At 71.7% G+C, this 15,531-nt stretch carries 17 protein-coding genes, 1 tRNA gene and 1 pseudogene; 10 read left to right on the plus strand and 9 right to left on the minus strand.

What is annotated here, in order from left to right; all coding sequences use genetic code 11:
* The first annotated feature begins 5 nt into the window (after positions 1-5).
* Positions 6-78: transfer RNA gene (locus TFC3_RS34155), tRNA-Gly, on the plus strand.
* Positions 79-246: 168 nt separating this feature from the next.
* Here the strand turns inward: TFC3_RS34155 and TFC3_RS34150 are convergent.
* Complete coding sequence (locus TFC3_RS34150) at positions 247-1,365, minus strand: sigma-70 family RNA polymerase sigma factor (RefSeq protein WP_067510420.1); 1,119 nt, start codon at positions 1,363-1,365, stop codon at positions 247-249.
* Between the two features lie 223 nt (positions 1,366-1,588).
* Between TFC3_RS34150 and TFC3_RS34145 the strand changes: the two genes are divergently transcribed.
* Positions 1,589-2,962 carry a hypothetical protein gene (locus TFC3_RS34145; protein WP_067510418.1) on the plus strand — a complete coding sequence of 458 codons (1,374 nt, stop codon included), beginning with the start codon at positions 1,589-1,591 and terminating at the stop codon, positions 2,960-2,962.
* Positions 2,963-2,965: 3 nt separating this feature from the next.
* Here the strand turns inward: TFC3_RS34145 and TFC3_RS34140 are convergent, their stop codons facing one another.
* Positions 2,966-3,691: a GAF and ANTAR domain-containing protein gene (locus TFC3_RS34140; protein WP_067510416.1), complete on the minus strand. Its 726-nt coding sequence runs from the start codon at positions 3,689-3,691 to the stop codon at positions 2,966-2,968.
* Between the two features lie 63 nt (positions 3,692-3,754).
* Between TFC3_RS34140 and TFC3_RS34135 the strand changes: the two genes are divergently transcribed.
* On the plus strand, positions 3,755-3,994 hold the full coding sequence (locus tag TFC3_RS34135) for a DUF3040 domain-containing protein (protein ID WP_067510414.1): 240 nt from the start codon (positions 3,755-3,757) through the stop codon (positions 3,992-3,994).
* 1 nt (position 3,995) lies between these two features.
* On the opposite strand, the gene TFC3_RS34130 is transcribed toward TFC3_RS34135, so the two are convergent.
* Complete coding sequence (locus tag TFC3_RS34130; RefSeq protein ID WP_067510412.1) at positions 3,996-4,466, minus strand: hypothetical protein; 471 nt, start codon at positions 4,464-4,466, stop codon at positions 3,996-3,998.
* Between the two features lie 53 nt (positions 4,467-4,519).
* Between TFC3_RS34130 and def the strand changes: the two genes are divergently transcribed.
* Positions 4,520-5,059: a peptide deformylase gene (gene def, locus TFC3_RS34125; protein WP_067510410.1), complete on the plus strand. Its 540-nt coding sequence runs from the start codon at positions 4,520-4,522 to the stop codon at positions 5,057-5,059.
* 237 nt (positions 5,060-5,296) lie between these two features.
* Here the strand turns inward: def and TFC3_RS40620 are convergent.
* Positions 5,297-5,413, minus strand: a pseudogene (locus TFC3_RS40620) (CGNR zinc finger domain-containing protein); the annotation flags it as partial.
* Between the two features lie 312 nt (positions 5,414-5,725).
* Between TFC3_RS40620 and TFC3_RS34120 the strand changes: the two are divergent.
* Both TFC3_RS34120 and TFC3_RS34115 read left to right on the plus strand, forming a co-directional pair.
* Positions 5,726-6,319, plus strand: a complete 594-nt coding sequence (locus TFC3_RS34120; protein WP_067510408.1) for an RNA polymerase sigma factor — start codon at positions 5,726-5,728, stop codon at positions 6,317-6,319.
* A gap of 52 nt (positions 6,320-6,371) precedes the next feature.
* Complete coding sequence (locus TFC3_RS34115) at positions 6,372-6,905, plus strand: hypothetical protein (protein ID WP_067510505.1); 534 nt, start codon at positions 6,372-6,374, stop codon at positions 6,903-6,905.
* Positions 6,906-6,943: 38 nt separating this feature from the next.
* Here TFC3_RS34115 and TFC3_RS34110 read toward each other — a convergent pair whose 3' ends face one another.
* Together TFC3_RS34110 and TFC3_RS34105 are read right to left on the minus strand one after the other, a co-directional pair.
* On the minus strand, positions 6,944-7,414 hold the full coding sequence (locus tag TFC3_RS34110; RefSeq protein ID WP_153040631.1) for a GNAT family N-acetyltransferase: 471 nt from the start codon (positions 7,412-7,414) through the stop codon (positions 6,944-6,946).
* A 301-nt stretch (positions 7,415-7,715) separates the two neighbouring features.
* Complete coding sequence (locus TFC3_RS34105; RefSeq protein ID WP_067510404.1) at positions 7,716-9,068, minus strand: S8/S53 family peptidase; 1,353 nt, start codon at positions 9,066-9,068, stop codon at positions 7,716-7,718.
* A gap of 107 nt (positions 9,069-9,175) precedes the next feature.
* Between TFC3_RS34105 and TFC3_RS40265 the strand changes: the two genes are divergently transcribed.
* A complete protein-coding gene (locus tag TFC3_RS40265) occupies positions 9,176-11,728 on the plus strand; it encodes a CHAT domain-containing protein (RefSeq protein ID WP_067510507.1) in 2,553 nt (850 codons plus the stop codon).
* A gap of 107 nt (positions 11,729-11,835) precedes the next feature.
* Positions 11,836-12,408: a redoxin domain-containing protein gene (locus TFC3_RS34095; protein WP_067510511.1), complete on the plus strand. Its 573-nt coding sequence runs from the start codon at positions 11,836-11,838 to the stop codon at positions 12,406-12,408.
* A 16-nt stretch (positions 12,409-12,424) separates the two neighbouring features.
* On the opposite strand, the gene TFC3_RS34090 is transcribed toward TFC3_RS34095, so the two are convergent.
* From TFC3_RS34090 to TFC3_RS38385, 3 genes are read right to left on the minus strand one after another with little or no spacing between them, the layout of a single operon-like run.
* Positions 12,425-12,919 (minus strand): GNAT family N-acetyltransferase, encoded by a 495-nt coding sequence (locus tag TFC3_RS34090; RefSeq protein ID WP_067510401.1) that lies wholly within the window; start codon positions 12,917-12,919, stop codon positions 12,425-12,427.
* Positions 12,916-13,710 carry an SAM-dependent methyltransferase gene (locus TFC3_RS34085; RefSeq protein ID WP_236718633.1) on the minus strand — a complete coding sequence of 265 codons (795 nt, stop codon included), beginning with the start codon at positions 13,708-13,710 and terminating at the stop codon, positions 12,916-12,918. Before TFC3_RS34085 ends, TFC3_RS34090 begins: the two co-directional genes overlap by 4 nt.
* A 45-nt stretch (positions 13,711-13,755) precedes the next feature.
* Positions 13,756-14,109, minus strand: a complete 354-nt coding sequence (locus tag TFC3_RS38385; protein WP_161952736.1) for an STAS domain-containing protein — start codon at positions 14,107-14,109, stop codon at positions 13,756-13,758.
* Between the two features lie 116 nt (positions 14,110-14,225).
* Here TFC3_RS38385 and TFC3_RS38380 point away from each other — a divergent pair, with 116 nt between their 5' ends.
* Both TFC3_RS38380 and TFC3_RS34075 read left to right on the plus strand, forming a co-directional pair.
* Complete coding sequence (locus TFC3_RS38380) at positions 14,226-14,390, plus strand: hypothetical protein (protein WP_161952735.1); 165 nt, start codon at positions 14,226-14,228, stop codon at positions 14,388-14,390.
* 95 nt (positions 14,391-14,485) lie between these two features.
* A complete protein-coding gene (locus TFC3_RS34075) occupies positions 14,486-15,496 on the plus strand; it encodes a LacI family DNA-binding transcriptional regulator (protein ID WP_067510394.1) in 1,011 nt (336 codons plus the stop codon).
* Positions 15,497-15,531 lie beyond the last annotated feature (35 nt).

The raw sequence follows: 15,531 nt of genomic DNA on the forward strand, positions 1-15,531 counted from the left end.
AGCACGCGGACGTAGCGCAGCTGGTAGCGCATCACCTTGCCAAGGTGAGGGTCGCGAGTTCGAATCTCGTCGTCCGCTCGTGATGATGTCCCGTCCGGGACATCGCAACCCCTGAATCCGCACCGCGGGTCCAGGGGTTTTCGCGTTCCAGCTCGCTGCGCAGAGCTGTCTCGTGGCCGATCCGGGCTTTGGCGGGCCAGGGCTTGGGCCACGCCGGGTTTCGGCCGGGCCCCAGGTGAGCTGCGGTCAGGCGTCGCCGCAGTCGAGGCCGAGCACGGTCAGGACGTGGCGGACCTGCGGCTGCATGCCGGTGATCGCGATCGGCACCGAGGCCAGCGCCGCCGCCACCGCCATGTCGCGCAGCACCGCCGCCCCCGCCGCGTCCACCAACGGCAGCCGGGTCAGATCCACCACCAGCCCCGATGGCGGGGCGTGGGCGATTGCCTCGTGCAGCCGCAGCCGGGCCTGCTCGGCGGTGTCCCGGTCGATCTCCCCGGACACCAGCACCGTCGCCCCCGCCACCGTCCGGCGGACCCGGATCCACAGCTTGCTGTGATCGTCGTCGGCCACCACACCCGTCCACGGCGGCGGGACGTCGCTCAGCATCGCCGCCCGCAGCCAGCTCAGCGCCTGACCCAGCAGCCGCGACACGTGCATCTGCGAAATGCCCAGCCGCTCGGCGATCTCGGCCTGCGTCAGGTTGCCGTAGAAGCGCAGGCTGATCATCCGCTGCACCCGGGCCGGCAGGCGGCGCACCAGCCCGGCCACGGTCATCCGGTCGGCCATCGACTCGATCGAGGCGTCCCGCATGCCCAGCATGTCGCCCAGCTCCTGCTCATCGTCGCCGACCGGCAGGGCCAGCGACAGGGCGGTGTGATCGGCGGCGCCGCACTGGGCCCGGCATACGTCATCCTCGGTCATGCCCAGGTGCACGGCGATCTCCGCCGTGGTCGGGTCGCGGGCCATGGCGTGCCCGAGCGCCTCGGTGGCCGCCTTCACCTCCAGGGTCAGATCCTGCAGCCGGCGCGCCACGTGCAGGCTCCACGTACGGTCGCGGAAATGGCGTTTGATCTCGCCGTTTATCGTGATGACCGCGAACGCCGTGAAGGAACCGCGCCCGGGGTCGTACCGGTCGATGGATTTGACCAGGCCCATCCGCGCGACCTGCTGCAGATCGTCGAGCGGTTCGCCGCGCAGGCGGTACCGCCGGGCCAGCCGGTCGGCGAACGGCAGCAGCACGGTGATCACCTTGTCGCGCAGTGCGGCCCGGCCGGACGGGCCGGCCACGGCCCAGCGTTCGGCGTAGGCGACGGCGATCTGGTCCAGGTCTTCCCGCGCGTTGCCCGGCGGGTGTGTAGCGGTCATCGGCACCTCCTTGAGGTGAGCTGCCCGGCCGCGTTCTGGCTGACCGTAGTCCCGCCCGCCGAGGGTGCGCAATGCCCTGGAGTGCCGATAAACACCCCGTGTGAAACGCGCTGGATGCGGTACTCGGGCTGCTCGCCACGGCAGCAGGCACGGCGGGAGGGCAGCTCATGGATGTGCCGGCGCAGGTGCGCGGCGGCCCGGCTCACCTGATCGAAGGACGGCGATGACCGCCGTCGGGTTACCCGCCCCGCTCGCCGCCCACGCGATGTGCCCGGACAGCCTCGGCCGGGGGCTGCTGGCCGCAGCCGCCCGCGCGTTGCACCAGCAGGACAGCCGAGGGCTCGACCGCGTCCCGATCCTCGGCCGGCACCCCCGCGCACCGGCGCGGCGCCGCGCCACCGAACTGGCGTGTGACGCCGCCGCTGCCGCGCTGCCCCCGGAGATGGCGGCGGCCCTGGATACCGACGCGGTGGCACAGTGGATTGTGGACCATTACCCGGGCGCCTCCTACCCGGCCATGGTGCTCGGATCGGCGCACGGCGGCGCGGTGCACCTGGCGGCCGCGCTGGGAGCGCCCTGGCTGCCGTCCGGGTTCGTGGTCACTGTGCGCTGGCCTGGCGCGGTGCAGGACTGGCGGGGAGCCCGCGACTACGGCCGCGACATCGCCGCCTGCATCCTGGGCGGCAACCCGGGCGTCAGCGTGCGCCAGGTGCACGATCCGGTGCAGCGCGGCCCGCTGTGCGGCAGCACGCTCACCTTGCACGTGCGGTGGCGGCGCATCCCGCACGCGTACCGGTTGTTCCTGCGCACCCGCCTGGCCGGCGGACCCGCGCTGATGGTGCGCGACCTGCGCAACTGGACGGTCGAGGACCTCACGCCCGGGTACGGGTTCCAGGTCGGCAGCCCGGTGTCCGGCTGGACCAGCGCCGACTACACCACCGCCAACCCGGCGTTCGGCGACCTGCTGGCCACCCTCGGCGTCACGAGCTGGGCCACCCCGGGCGCCGGCGCGGTCAGCCGGTACGCCGAAACCGCAGGGGAACCCGATTTCGACAACGAGCTGCGGCGCTGGGTCACCCCGGCGTACCGGATCTGCTATCCGCGGCCCGGGGCGCTGAGCGCGTTCGTGGCCGATTTGTACCGGCAGTGGTGGCGGGCGGCCGGGGCGGTCACCGAACACTGCGTGGTGGAGACCGGCACGCTGTTCGATCCGTGGCGGGTGCACGCCGGTGCGCTGGTGCCGTACTGGTGCGAGTCGGCGGCGCGCCGCGGCGTGGAAGCGGCGGAGATGTGGCTGGCCGGGGCCGAGCCGTTCGAGGCGATCAGCGTGCTGCCGCAAGCGCCCGGGGTGGCCGCCGAGTCGTACGCGCCGGCCGAGCTGTGGCGCTCGCTGGCCCGCTTCGCCCGGCACCGGCCGCTGCTGGACCAGCTTGCGATGAGCCGGTACCCGACGCTGCCGCTCGCCGCCTCGCACGCCACCACCGCGCTGACGATCGCCGCGCTGTGGGAGGACCGGCACCCGGTGCGGCTGTCCGGCGAGCATCTGATCGCGGCGTTGCGCTCGGCCGGACCGGTGCTGGGGCTGCTGGTGTCGTAAGCCTCAGTGTGCTCGTACCTTGAAAGGGGTCGGCTGGTGCGGAGCCTGACCCCCGACCCGCGTGACGATGTCGACGGCCAGGTCCCGCAGCTTGCGGTTACGACGTTGTGAAGCCGCGCGCAGCATGGCGAACGCGGTGTCACCCGGGCAGCGCTGCTGGGCCATGATGATGCCGATCGCCTGGTCGATGACCCCGCGCGAGTCCAGGGCGTGACGCAGCTGATCCTCGACCTCGGTCAGCCCGGCCAGGCGCTGCACCACCCCCAGAGCTGCCGCGCAGGCCCCCGCGAACATCTCGAACTGCTGGCGCTGCTGGCTGGCGAACGCGTGCGGCTTCTGCGAATAGACGGTCAGCGCGGCCCGTGAACGGCCCTGCGCCGGCAAGGGCGCCGCCAGCACACTGCGCACACCCAGATCCATCGCGTACGGCCGGTACGCCGCCCAGCGCGACTCCTCGGCAAGATCATCCACCTCGACCAGCGAGCCCGCCTGCATCGCCTCCAGCCCCGGGCTCTCGATCCCGCCGTAACCCGCCTCGTCGGCCCGTAACGCCAGATCACTGCTGGCCGCGGTGGTCCACCCGTGCTCGTCACAGCACACGGCAAGCCCGCACGAGCCGCCCCCGGATAGGTCGCGCGCGGCGATGCGTACCGTCTCGCGTAGGAACGTCTGCAGGTCGGGGCCCTCACTCAGGGTGTCGAGCATGGTCAGGTACGGCTGCTGCGTCATCGTCGCCGCATTCGCCGGACACGGCGGGCCTAAACGTCGTACCCGGGTTCTAAGCTTTGCGTCATGGCCGATGACGAGCCGAGCTTCGAGAAGATCGTGGCCAACCTGCACCGCGAGGATCCGGGCTTCACCGCGGCGTTCCACGAACAGCGGCGCCCGCCCGGCCGTGTCCCGCTGATCATCGGCGTGGTGCTGTGCCTGGTCGCGCTCGGCATGCTCGCCTTCGGCGGGGTCAAGGGCGCGGTGCTGTCGGTGCTGCCCTGGTTGGCCGGCATGGCGTTCGTGCTCAAGGGTCGTGGCTGAGTCACTGAGAGTTGCGGTCCAGCGCGGCGAGCGTGGCGTAGGTGACCGCGCCGTACACCAGGTGGGGGAGCAGGTCACTGACCCAGTCGGTCGCCGACCAGCTACGCGGATCGGTGACCCGTAACCGGGCCATCGACAGGTCGGTCAGGCCCATCACGCTCACCCCGGTCAGCACCGCCCCCACCGGCACCGGCGGGCGGAAACCGGCGCGGCGAAGCACCCCGTAGGCGACCCCGATGCCCACGCCGGTGAGCACCCCGGTCAGGCTGGCAATCCCGCTGACCCGGTTCTGCCGCGTGTCACCCTCGCCCGGCACGTCCACCGGCAACCGGGTCTCCATGGCTTCGATGGTCTTCTCCGGGGTGCTGCTCGCCGCCCGCCCCCGCACGGCCATGTCGAGATAAGTGGCAGCGTTGAGGGCCGCCGTACCCGCCGCACCCGCCGCCGCACCGCTCAGGAATCCGATACCCATGTCCTGCGGGTGCCCGCCGCCGGGGCAAGCAAACCGGCGGTAGGTTGGCTCCCATGACTGTGTTGCCGATCAAGCTGGTGGGAGATCGGGTGCTGCGCACCCCGGCCGCACCGGTCACCGACTTCGACGCCGAGCTGCGCAAACTCGTCGACGATCTGAGCGAAACCCTCGCCGACAGCCAGGGGGCTGGGCTGGCCGCGCCGCAACTCGGCGTCAGCCTGCGCGTGTTCGCCCTGGCCCCGCAACTCAGCGACGGCAAGGTCGACCACCTGGTCAACCCGGTGCTCGAGTTCCCCGACGAGGAAGATCAGGACGGCTTCGAGGGCTGCCTGTCCATCCCCGGCATCTACCTCGACACCCGTCGCCGGATGAACGTGGTGGCCAAGGGCTACACCAAGCGCGGCGACCCCCTCCAACTCGTCGGCGAAGGCCTGCTGTCGCGCTGCATCCAGCATGAAACCGACCACCTCGACGGCGTGCTGTTCATCGACCGCCAACGCCCGGGCCAGCGCGAACGCCTGCTGACCACGATCCGCGAGGCAGCCTGGGCGCAGGGCGTGCCGATGCCCGAGGTGCGCACCAGCCCGCACTGAGCAACCCCGGATCAAGGGTGGCCGATGTGCGGGACCCGCCGCGATCGGAGGATCACGGCCCACCCGATTGGACGATGGCGAGCCCATCGACTATGGTGTGTATGACGCCGTTGCGAGTTCTTCCCCCGTGGAATTCGCAGCGGCGTTTTAACTGCCCTCAGGCTTTACTGCCCTCAGGCTTTACCGCCCTCAGGCTTTACCGCCCTCAGGCTTTACCGCCCTCAGGCTTTGCTGTTCTCAGGCTTTACTGCCCTGAGGCTTTACTGTCCCCAGGCCGGGTCTCTGCGTGCGGCGTTCCCGGTAGGCGTGCATTTTGGCGCGGCTGCCGCAGATGCTCATCGTGCACCACCGGCTGCGCCCCGCCGTAGTGCCGCCCCCGCCAGGAGATTCCGGGCCTCTTCATCCACCGGTACGCCCACCTGTCCCTCGCACGCGTCCCGGATCGCCTCGCGCACCGGTGTGGCAGTCTCCACCGTCCCCATGCCCACCCGCCGGATCCGCCGCCTGCGGCACACCTAGTCGGCTGTGGACGCGCCGGGAACCCCGCTGCGTCAGGGTGCCGGGCCGGGTGAGGCGCTGGTCTAAGGTGAATTCAGCCCACCTTCGGTTCTGTTTCCGGGAGTCCAACCACCATGAGTGACACCACCCGATGAACGACACCGCTCGATGAACGACACGGCGCCGGTGGAGGACCTGGCCCGGCTCGTCGGCCTGGCGCTCGAGGGCAACCATCCCGCGTGGAACCGCATCGTCGACCGCTACAGCGGGCGGGTCTGGGCGATCTGCCGGATCCATGGCCTCGGTACGGCGGACTCCGCCGACGTCTTCCAGCAGACCTGGCTGCGGGCGCTGGAGAACCTGAGTGCGCTGCGCGACCCGGAACGCTTGGGGGCCTGGCTGGGCACCACCGCTCGCAACGAGGCCCGGGCCACGCTGCGCCGGGGCCGGCGGACGCAGCCGGTTGACGATCTGTGGCTGCTCGACCGTGAGGCCGGCCCGGATCATGACCCGGAGCGCCCGGTGCTCACGGCCGCGCGCGATGCCGAGCTGTGGGACGCCTTCGGCCAGCTGGGCAAGCGCTGCCAGGAGGTGCTGCGGGTGCTGATCGTCGACGCCGAGGACCGCCGCCCGTCGTACGAACTGGCCGCCGCGGCGCTCGACATGCCGATCGGCAGCCTCGGCCCCACCCGCAAACGCTGCCTGAATCAGTTGCGCCGATTCCTGACAGAAGGTATCGACGGCCAAACTCGGGAATCGTGACAGTGACGAACGCGCCACGCAACGCGTTTTCCCCCCGCCCCGAGGAGACACCGTGACGGATTCAGTCGAGCCCGGCGACGACCTCGCCCCGGACGACGAACGGCTGCTCGCCCGTCTGGAAGCGATGTTCCGCGACGTGGATCCGGCCCCGGCCGACCTCGTGACGCTGGCCCAGCAGAGCTTCATCCTGCGCGCCCTCGACGCCGAGTTCGCCCAGCTCGTCGAGGACTCCGCCACCGCCACCGCCGAGCCCGCCGGCAGCCGTGCCATGGCGGTTCGCGGCCCCGGTGCAGCCCCGCCGCCCCGCCAGCTGACCTTCCAGGTGGTCGACGAGCGCGGCAACGACGAGGTGGTCATCGCCGTCCAGGTCGAGTCGATAGGCGGTCGCCGCCGCCTCACCGGCCACCTGGCCCCCCGAGGCCCAGCCGCCATCGAGGTCCGCCAGCCCGCCGCCACCGACTCCCGCCACGTGGACGCCGACGGCCGCGGTCTGTTCGTCGTCGAGGACGTCCTGCCCGGTCCGATGAGCCTCACCCTGCGCCGCGAAGGCTTCCCCGCCGTGGCCACCCAATGGACCTTGGTCTGAGCCGCTGGGTTCTGTTTCGCAGGGCCTGCGAAACAGGCCTAGTCATCGAGGACGAAACTCACTTCCTCCACGCCGTCCCCGGCCGCCGGCGCCTGCGCCACCCGCCGGAACCCGCACTTCTCCAACACCCGTATCGACCCCCCGTTGTGCGCAGCAACATGAGCACCCAAGGGCCGATCCTCGATTTCCCGTACGAACAAAGCCAGCGCCCGGCTCGCCACACCCCGCCCCCAGAACTCCCGCCCAACCCAGTACCCGAGCAGCCGCATCCCCTCGCCGGGCCAGCTCGTGAGGTAACCGGCAACCTGGTCGCCGACGTCGATCGTGCGCATGACGACGCCGGGGGCGGGGCGGATCTTCGCCCAGTGCGCGTCGAAGGTGGCGCGGTCCCGGGCGGGGAAGGCTGCCATTGCGGTGGCCTGCGGGTCGGATTGGTGCTGGAAGAAGACGTCCAGGTCGCTGTCGGCTACTTGGCGCAGGCGGATGCTTGGTTCTGGGGCTAATGACATTTGTGGTTTCCCCGCTTGGTTGGTGGTGCGTGGGTGCGGCGGGGTCATCATGCCGGGTTGCGGGGCCGGGCCGGCCGGACACCCAGCGAGAAGCGGCCGGATCCCTGCGGCGAACAGCGGCGTTGAGGTGACCGTCCCCAGCGAGGTCGCGGGTGAGCTGGGGCTTGGCAGGCGGGGTGGAAGGGCAGTTGGGGTCCACGGGGCCGCAGGGGCACCCGCCAGCGATCACCAAGGCGCAAACCCGTACAAAGAGCCGGGAGCCGGCGGCCTCACCCCTCCGAGAGGCCGCCGGCTGGTCTGCTCAGACCGGGGTGCCGGGCAGGATGTGCACCACTGCGCCCAGCCCCGGTGCCGTGGGCCGTCCGGCGATGAGCTGGTTGAACGCCTGGTGCGGGGTCAGGGACGGGTCTTCGCCGCACAGGGCTGCTACCGCGCCGCTGATCTGGGGGGCGCTGAAGGAGGTGCCGCTCCAGGTGGCCCAGGAGTCGGGGCCGAAGGTTACGTCGGTGCCGATGTTGTCCTCCGGGGGGAGTTTGCCCTCGACGAAGGTGCTGATGATGCCCACTCCCACCGCTGCGCAGTGGACCCAGGTGCCGCGGTTGGTGAACGTAGCGGGGGTGAGGTCGCTGTTGAGGGCCCCCACCGCTTTCACGCCGGGGAAGGCTGCCGGGTAGAGGGGCAGGTCACGGCCGTCGTTGCCGGCGCTGGCCACGATCAGGGTGTTGGGGTGTTCGGCGGCGATGTGTGCCACCGCCTCCTGCATGGCCAGCGGGGGGATGCCGTCGACCGCTGGGGCGCCGAAGGAGGCGTTGATGATCAGGCGTTCGCCGCCCGCGTCCTCGGCGGCCTTGATGAGCATGTCAGCGGCGGCTTCGTCGGTGCCCAGGCCGTCGGTGGTGGTGAACCGGTACACCGACACGTCGGCGTCGGGGGCGATCTGGCGCACGATGCCGGTGCTGAACGTGCCGTGCCCGGCGAACCAGTCGATGCGGTCGAACGGGGCCAGCACGTTGATCGGGTCGGTGCCCTCGCGGACCACCCCGCTGTCCCAGCCGTCGTCGCGGGGCTGGGCGGTGATGCCGGTGTCGATGAGGGCCACCCGGACCGGGGCGGTGGCGCCGTTGGTGGCGAACGGGGCCGGGGCGACGGTGCTGCCCGGGTAGGAGTTGCCCTTGGTGACATAGCCGAGCGGGACGATCGCGTTGATGTTCGCGGTCACGCCGTCCTCGCGGCACAGCCGGCGGGCGTCGGCGCGCAGGGCTGCGGCGTTCTTGCCCCGGCTGCGGAACACCCGGGTGCGCCGGTGCCGGCTGCGGCCGGGGCGGTCGGCGGGCTCGTAGTCGCGCAGCAGGTCCGCCAGGCGCCGCGCGGCCTGCGGGGTGGCATCGACGACCAGGTCACCGGCGGCGGCCAGGCTGGCGCGGTCGCCGCCGGGTTCGAGCAGGAAGTGCACGAAGTCGGTGGCCTGGGCGGCGTCGGCGGCGCGCTGGCGGCGCAGAATCCGCTGGACGAACACGTCCTGCTCCTGACGGGCGGCCGGGTCCACGTTGGCGGCGGCCAACTTGCTGACCTGGCGGCGTACATCCTCCTGGTCCTGCGCGAGCTGCGCGGCGGTTCGCCGGTCGGGGAGCGGCCAGCGGGACGCGACGGTCATGGATTCTTCTCCCTTGTCATCGGTACTCTCGTGCTTCTGGGGAAGGCGGGGCGGCTTTCATGTATGCAAATCTGCGAGATCAGGCTGACGCTGCCTACAACAGAGTCGTGGTCGATCCGGCCAGATACGCCGCGGAGGCCGAGAAACTGGTGGCGTACGCCACGGCGGCCGGCGACACCGAGGCGTTGGTGGCGAGCCTGCGGGCCGTCGCGTACGTGCGTCACGTCACCTTGGACAATGAGGGCGCCCGCCGGCTGCTCGACCGCGCGGTGCGGCTGGCGGACCGCAGTGTACTGTCCCGCCGGCTCGCCGATGTGCTGGTCACCCGTTCGGTGGCGCTGCAGGAGCTGGGCCGCTATGACGCCGCGGCCCGCGACCTGCGCCGTGCCGGGGACCTCGCCGACCCGGCCGGGCGGCCCGAGATCCGCTTCCAGCTAGCCGTGCTCGATCACAACCGGGGCCGGCTGGAGGACGCCGCGGGGGCGTACACGCAGGTGCTCGACGATCCGGCCAGCCCGCCGGTGGTGTGGGTCAAGGCGGCCAACAACCTCGCCAACATCCACACCCTGCGCGGGCGCCCGGACGACGCGCTGGGCTACCTGGACCGCGCCGCGGGGCTGGCCCGGGAGCTGGGGGCCCGCTACACCGCGATCGTGGCCAACAGCCACGCCTGGTCGAGCTATCACGCCGGGCGCCTGGCCGAGAGCGTGCGCCGCTTCGAGGAGGCCGGGCGTCTGCACGCCGAGGCCGGGCTGCCGCTGGGCGAGCATCACGTCGAGTATGCCGATGTGCTGCGTGACCTGCGTCTGCTCAACGAGGCGACGGTGGCGGCCCGCTCGGCGCGGGTGGAGTTCGAGAAGCACGGCGCCCGGTTGATGGCCGCCGAGGCGCGGCTGCGGTGCGCCCGGCTGGCGCTGGAACTCGGGGATTCGGCGACTGCCGTGGCGGATGCACAGGCGGCGGTGCGCGATTTCCGCCGGCAGCGGCGCCCGGCCTGGGCGGCGCGGGCCGCGGTGGTGGAAGCGGAGGCCCGCGCGGCTGTGGACGGTACGTCCGCAGCTGTCCTGCACCGTCTGCGCCGGGCGGCTTCCACGTTGGAACGCCAGGGCCTGCGCGAGGAAGCCGCCTATGCCCGGCTGGCAGCCGGGCGCGCCGCGCTGGCGCTGCACCGCCATGACACCGCCCGCAGCGAACTGGTGGCGGTCGGCGAACTCGCCAAGGGTCAGTCGCTGCTGGTGCGTCTGCGCGGTCACCTGGCCCGGGCCCTGCTGGCCGAGGCGGAGAACCCTGATCACGTGCTGCGAGCCTGCGTACGAGGTCTGCGCGATCTTTCCCGGCACCGCGCGGCGCTGCCCTCGCTGGAGTTGCGTGTCCTGGCTTCCGGGCACGGCGCCGAGCTGGGGGAGGTCGGGCTGCGCACCCTGCTGCCCGGCGGCTCGCCGGGGCGGATCTTCGAGTGGCTGGAACGCACCCGGGCCGCGGCGCTGCTGCGGGTGCATCCCCCGGCGACCGGGGTGGACGAGGACGTGGTCGCGTTGCGGCACGTCGAGCAGGAGTTGCGTGACGCCAGGCTGGACCGTGGTGAGGAACCGGCGGCGCTGCTGAGCCGGCAGAGCGCGCTGGAGGCCCGGATCCGCCGCCGCTCGTGGTCGGGGGAGCAGGGTGACGGCGGGGAGGCCACGGCCCCGGCGAGCCTGCCCGAGCTGCGGCGCTCGCTGGACGGGCAGTGGCTGGTCGAGTATGCGGTGATGGGGGAGCGGGTGCTGGCCGTGGTGGTGGCCCCGCGCCGGACGCGGGTGATCGAGCTGGGCACGGTGGCGGCGGTGCAGGGGGAGCTGGCGGCGGCCGAGTTCGGGCTGCGGCGGCTGCTCAGCGGCACCCGGTTCGGTGCGGCTGCGCGCACAGCCACCCAGGACGCGGTGGACGAGCTGGCCCGGCTGCTGGTCGAGCCGCTGGGGGTGCCGGCGGACGTACCGCTGGTCGTGGTGCCCTCGACGCAGTTGCTCGGTGTGCCGTGGTCCGCGCTGCACTCGGCGCCGGTGTCGGTGGTGCCGTCGGCGGGGCTCTGGGCGCACGCCCGCCGGGGCCGGGCGAGCGGGACGAAGCCGCCGGTCGTGGTGATCGCCGGCCCGGATCTCGACGGCGCGGGTGCTGAGGTCAAGGCGGTTGCGGGCGAGTACGACGGGGCCCGGGTGCTGCTGCCGCCGCAGAGCACCGCCGAGGCAACGCTGGCGCTGGTGAAGAACGCGGGGCTGGCTCACTTCGCGTGCCACGGCCGGTTCCGCTCGGACAGCCCGTTGTTCTCCGCGCTGCAACTGGCCGACGGGCCGGTCACCTTGTACGAGATGCTGGCTCACGGCATCGCCCCGCACCGGGTGGTGCTGGCGTCATGTCACTCCGGGGCGCAGCAGCCGTACATGGGAAATGAAGTGCTGGGTTTTGCCAGTGCCCTGATGTCGCACGGCAGCACCGGGGTGGCCGCGGCCGACGTGCCGATCCCGGATGGCGCGTCGGCGGGCGCGATGACCGTGCTGCACCAGCAGTTGGCCCGCGGTGAGACCATGCCCAGCGCGGTGTGGCATGCGCGCAGTGCCCTGGCCGAGGGCGGTGCCGAGGAGTACGTCGCCTGGTACGGCCTGACCGCTTATGGCCCCGGATAACGCCGTGCAAGCCGCGTCACAAGGGGCAGGCCAACGCCCGGCGAACGGTTCGTTAAGCATATTAAACCTATAGGAAATGCGGGTCGGTACCGGGTAGGCTGAGTCCCATGACCGTCACCTCGGCCCGCCCTGACGTGCAAGCCCGCACCGCCACCGACGCCGCGTTCCGCCATCAGTTGGAACGCGACGCTGTCTGGAGCCGCATGATCTCCCCGGGTGCCCAGGTGCCCGATCTGCCCCTGGTGGAAGCCGACCTGGGCCCGATCTTCCTGCGCCGCCTGCTGCACACCGGCCCGCTCGTGCTGATCTTCTTCGCCCATGCCGGTGCCGCCGGCTGCGAACAGGCTCTCACCGCGTACGAGAAGAGTCTTTCCGGAATCGACGCGCACATCGTCGCGGTCAGCCCTCAGCGCCCCGAGCGCCTCGCCGAGCACAAACACCGCGCCGGGCTGAGCATGCTGGTCGCCTCCGACCCCCGCCACGCGCTGATCGACGCGTTCAACATCGGCTTCAGCAGCCCGGCCACCACCGCGGCGCTGGGCACCGGACGCTCCACCCTGCCCTACCCGGCGGTGGTGGTGGCCGGCCGCACCGGCGTGGTCCGCCTCGTTGACGTCCACTCCGACCGGAGCACCCGCACCGGCGCCCCGGCAATCGCCGAGGCGTTGCGGAACGGCTGAGCCGAGGCGTTGCGGATCAGCTGATCAGGGGGCTGCGACGTTCCAGCAGGACGACGTCGCGCCACACGCCATCGAGCCGGGCGACCCGTTCGCGGGTGCCCACCCGGCGGAAACCGCAGCGGTCGTGCAGGGCCAGGCTGGCCTTGTTCTCCGGGAAGACGCCCGACTGCACCGTCCAGATGCCGGCCGCCTCGGTGGAGGTGATCAGCTTCTGCAGCAACAGGCGTCCCACCCCGCGACCGGCGGCCGCCGGATCCACATAGATCGAGTGTTCGACCACACCGGCGTAGGCGCGCCGGGCCGACGCCGGTGAGCAGGCCACCCAGCCGAGCACCGGGCCGTCGCCGTCGAGCGCTACGAAACTGTGGCCGGTCAGCTTGGTGCGCTCGAAGGCGGCCCAGTCCGGCACCTCGGTCTCGAAGGTGGCGTCCCCGGTGGCGATGCCCGCCGCGTAGATTGCCAGCACCGCCCCGGCGTGCGCGGCGGTCATCGCCACCGGGTGCACGCTCATGGCTTGCGGCCGACCCCCGACCACACGTTCACCTCGTTGTCGGCGAACGCGGGGTCGCCGGGGCCCGGGCGCCACTTGCTGGCCGGGACAACACCGGGGTCGATGAGCTCCAGACCCTCGAACAGCTCGGCGACCTCGTCGCGGGGGCGGGTCCACACGTCACTGCGCCCCTGCTCGACCATCTGCTGGTAGAGGGCCGCCTGCTCCGGTGTACCGAAGTCGGAGGTCGCATGGGTTGCCACCAGGAAGCTGCCGGCGGGCAGATCCGCAAGCAGGCGCTGCACGATCGGCTTGGCCGCACCGTGACCGTGCACGAAATGCAGCACCGCGATGAGCATCAGCGCAACCGGTTGGCTCAGGTCCAGGGTGTCACGCAACGTGCGGTCGGCCAGGATCGCGTCCGGGTCGCGCAGGTCCGCCTCGATGTAGGAGGTGCGGCCCTGCGGGCTGGTGGTCAGCAGGGCCCGCGCGTGCACCATGACCAGCGGATCATTGTCGACATAGACGATCCGGCTCTCCGGCGCGACGCTCTGCGCCACCTCATGGGTGTTGTCGGCGGTCGGCAGCCCGGTGCCGATGTCCAGGAACTGCCGGATGCCCGCCTCGGCGGCCAGGAAGCGGGTGGCCCGGCGCAGCATCGCCCGGTTGGCCAGTGCTCCCTTGCGGACATTGGGGAAAGCAGCCTCCAGTTCGTCACCGGAAGCGCGGTCGGCGGCGAAGTTGTCCTTGCCGCCGAGCCAGTAGTTGTAGCGGCGGGCCGGGTGCGGAACCGTCGAGTCGATCGCCGTCATGGCGACCATCATGGCAGCACCCGCCCGCCGTTACGAACCGGCCCTTCAGGTGGCCCAGCGCAGTCCGAGCGGTGCGACGGCCACGGTGAAAAGATCCAGAACACCGGTCACCTGCAGGACGGTACGAACAATGCCCCGCGCGTTGACGATCTCCACTTGCTTGCCCGCGTCCCGGGCGCGCAGACAGCCTTCCAGCAGCGCCCCGATCGCCTCCGACGCCAGGAACCGGGTCTCGCCCAGGTCCACCACGAACTGCGGGGCACGGTTGTTGCGTGCCGTGGCCAGCTCGCGGCGCAGGTCGTCGAGGCAGTCCACGTCCAGCTCACCGAAGAGCCGCACGCACACCTCCCGACCACCGTCGATCATCACCCGGACGACGCCGTACTGTGGGGACCGCATGACCCTTTGTAGCAGCCGGCCGGTCGGCGGTCCCTCGATCGAGCGACGCTTCCCGGTGGCACAAAAGGGGTAAGCCCCCCGGGTTCTGTTTCTACTACCAGCAGGAGCCGCACAGCATGGTTCCCGAAGTCCTGTCCGTCCCGCAGTTCCGCACCGAGCCCGTCGGCGACGACGCCACCCCGCGCCTCGTCGCGGCCGACCACAGCGACGAGGCGATGGCCCGGCTGCGGCACCCGTTCGACCTGCAGCCCGCCCCGGCATCGCCCGGCGAGGCCGGCTGATTCTCCGGCGGTGCGACGCCCGGATCGCCGATCGAGCCGGACGGCTCTGGTTGATCCGGCCTGACGCGAGCCGTGTTCCGGTTAGCCTGCAGGCTATGGCAGATCGGGCGCCCACGATCTACGACGTCGCCAGGTCCGCCGGGGTGGCCGCGTCGACGGTTTCGCGTGCCCTGACCCGCCCCGGCCGGGTGGCCGACAGCACCGTGGCGCGCATCAGGAACGCCGTCGACGAGCTCGGCTTCCGGATGAACCCGCTGGCCCGGGCGCTGCCCACCGGCCGTACCTCGATGCTCGCCCTGATCGCCAGCGACGTCACCGACCCGGTCACCGCCGAGGTGATGCGGGGCGCGCAGGACGCCGCGGGCGAGGCCGGGTACATCACGGTGGTTGCCCACGGCCCGGGCGAGGCGTTCGACCGGGCCCTGGCCACCGTCGACGGCGCGCTGATCATGTCCGGCACCCCCGGCGACGACGACCTGCTCCGGCTGGCCGCCCAGCGCCCGGCGGTGCTGGTCGACCGGCTGTGCGCCGCTGTGCCGGCCGTCATCGCCGACATCGCCGACGGCATGCGCCAGGTGATGGCCCACCTGGCCGCCCTGGGCCACGAATCGGTCACCTATGTGGGCGGCCCGGCCGGATGCTGGGCGGACGGCATGCACCGGCGGGCGCTGCGCCAGGCCGGCTGCGAGTACGGCGTCCAGTCGCGGCGCATCGGCCCGTTCCCGGCCACCACCGCCGGGGGCATGGCCGCTGCGGGGGAGTGGCTGCACCATCCGGCCACGGCGATCATCGCGTACGACGACCTGATCGCGATCGGGCTCATCCGCGCCCTGACCGCCCGTGGCATCCAGGTCCCGCAGGAGGTGAACGTGGTCGGCTTCGGCAACGTGGCGGCGGCGGAGCTGATCACTCCGGGGCTGACCACTGTGGCGGCGCCGCTGCGGGAGATGGGGGCTGTGGGCGTACGGCGGCTGCTGAATTTGATCGAAGGATCGCCGGTTGCCGGGCCGGTGTTGTTGCCGGTGCGGCTGGTGGAACGCGGGTCAACAGGGATTCGCCGGCGGGGACGGTTCGGGCCGCTGCCGAGCTTCGCGGGATCTCTCTGAGAGGTGTAGTCAGGCGGCTCACCTTTTGTCGCACG

Source organism: Actinoplanes sp. TFC3 (genome assembly GCF_001553785.1).
In the GTDB taxonomy this organism is placed as follows: domain Bacteria; phylum Actinomycetota; class Actinomycetes; order Mycobacteriales; family Micromonosporaceae; genus Actinoplanes.

What these genes read in the sequence shown, in the direction of transcription:
- TFC3_RS34150 (WP_067510420.1), bottom strand. Translation starts at nt 1,365, where the DNA reads ATGACCGCTACACACCCGCCGGGCAACGCGCGGGAAGACCTGGACCAG.
- TFC3_RS34145 (WP_067510418.1), top strand. Translation starts at nt 1,589, where the DNA reads ATGACCGCCGTCGGGTTACCCGCCCCGCTCGCCGCCCACGCGATGTGC.
- TFC3_RS34140 (WP_067510416.1), bottom strand. Translation starts at nt 3,691, where the DNA reads ATGACGCAGCAGCCGTACCTGACCATGCTCGACACCCTGAGTGAGGGC.
- TFC3_RS34135 (WP_067510414.1), top strand. Translation starts at nt 3,755, where the DNA reads ATGGCCGATGACGAGCCGAGCTTCGAGAAGATCGTGGCCAACCTGCAC.
- TFC3_RS34130 (WP_067510412.1), bottom strand. Translation starts at nt 4,466, where the DNA reads ATGGGTATCGGATTCCTGAGCGGTGCGGCGGCGGGTGCGGCGGGTACG.
- def (WP_067510410.1), top strand. Translation starts at nt 4,520, where the DNA reads ATGACTGTGTTGCCGATCAAGCTGGTGGGAGATCGGGTGCTGCGCACC.
- TFC3_RS34120 (WP_067510408.1), top strand. Translation starts at nt 5,726, where the DNA reads ATGAACGACACGGCGCCGGTGGAGGACCTGGCCCGGCTCGTCGGCCTG.
- TFC3_RS34110 (WP_153040631.1), bottom strand. Translation starts at nt 7,414, where the DNA reads ATGTCATTAGCCCCAGAACCAAGCATCCGCCTGCGCCAAGTAGCCGAC.
- TFC3_RS34105 (WP_067510404.1), bottom strand. Translation starts at nt 9,068, where the DNA reads ATGACCGTCGCGTCCCGCTGGCCGCTCCCCGACCGGCGAACCGCCGCG.
- TFC3_RS34095 (WP_067510511.1), top strand. Translation starts at nt 11,836, where the DNA reads ATGACCGTCACCTCGGCCCGCCCTGACGTGCAAGCCCGCACCGCCACC.
- TFC3_RS34090 (WP_067510401.1), bottom strand. Translation starts at nt 12,919, where the DNA reads ATGAGCGTGCACCCGGTGGCGATGACCGCCGCGCACGCCGGGGCGGTG.
- TFC3_RS34085 (WP_236718633.1), bottom strand. Translation starts at nt 13,710, where the DNA reads ATGACGGCGATCGACTCGACGGTTCCGCACCCGGCCCGCCGCTACAAC.
- TFC3_RS38385 (WP_161952736.1), bottom strand. Translation starts at nt 14,109, where the DNA reads ATGCGGTCCCCACAGTACGGCGTCGTCCGGGTGATGATCGACGGTGGT.
- TFC3_RS38380 (WP_161952735.1), top strand. Translation starts at nt 14,226, where the DNA reads ATGGTTCCCGAAGTCCTGTCCGTCCCGCAGTTCCGCACCGAGCCCGTC.
- TFC3_RS34075 (WP_067510394.1), top strand. Translation starts at nt 14,486, where the DNA reads ATGGCAGATCGGGCGCCCACGATCTACGACGTCGCCAGGTCCGCCGGG.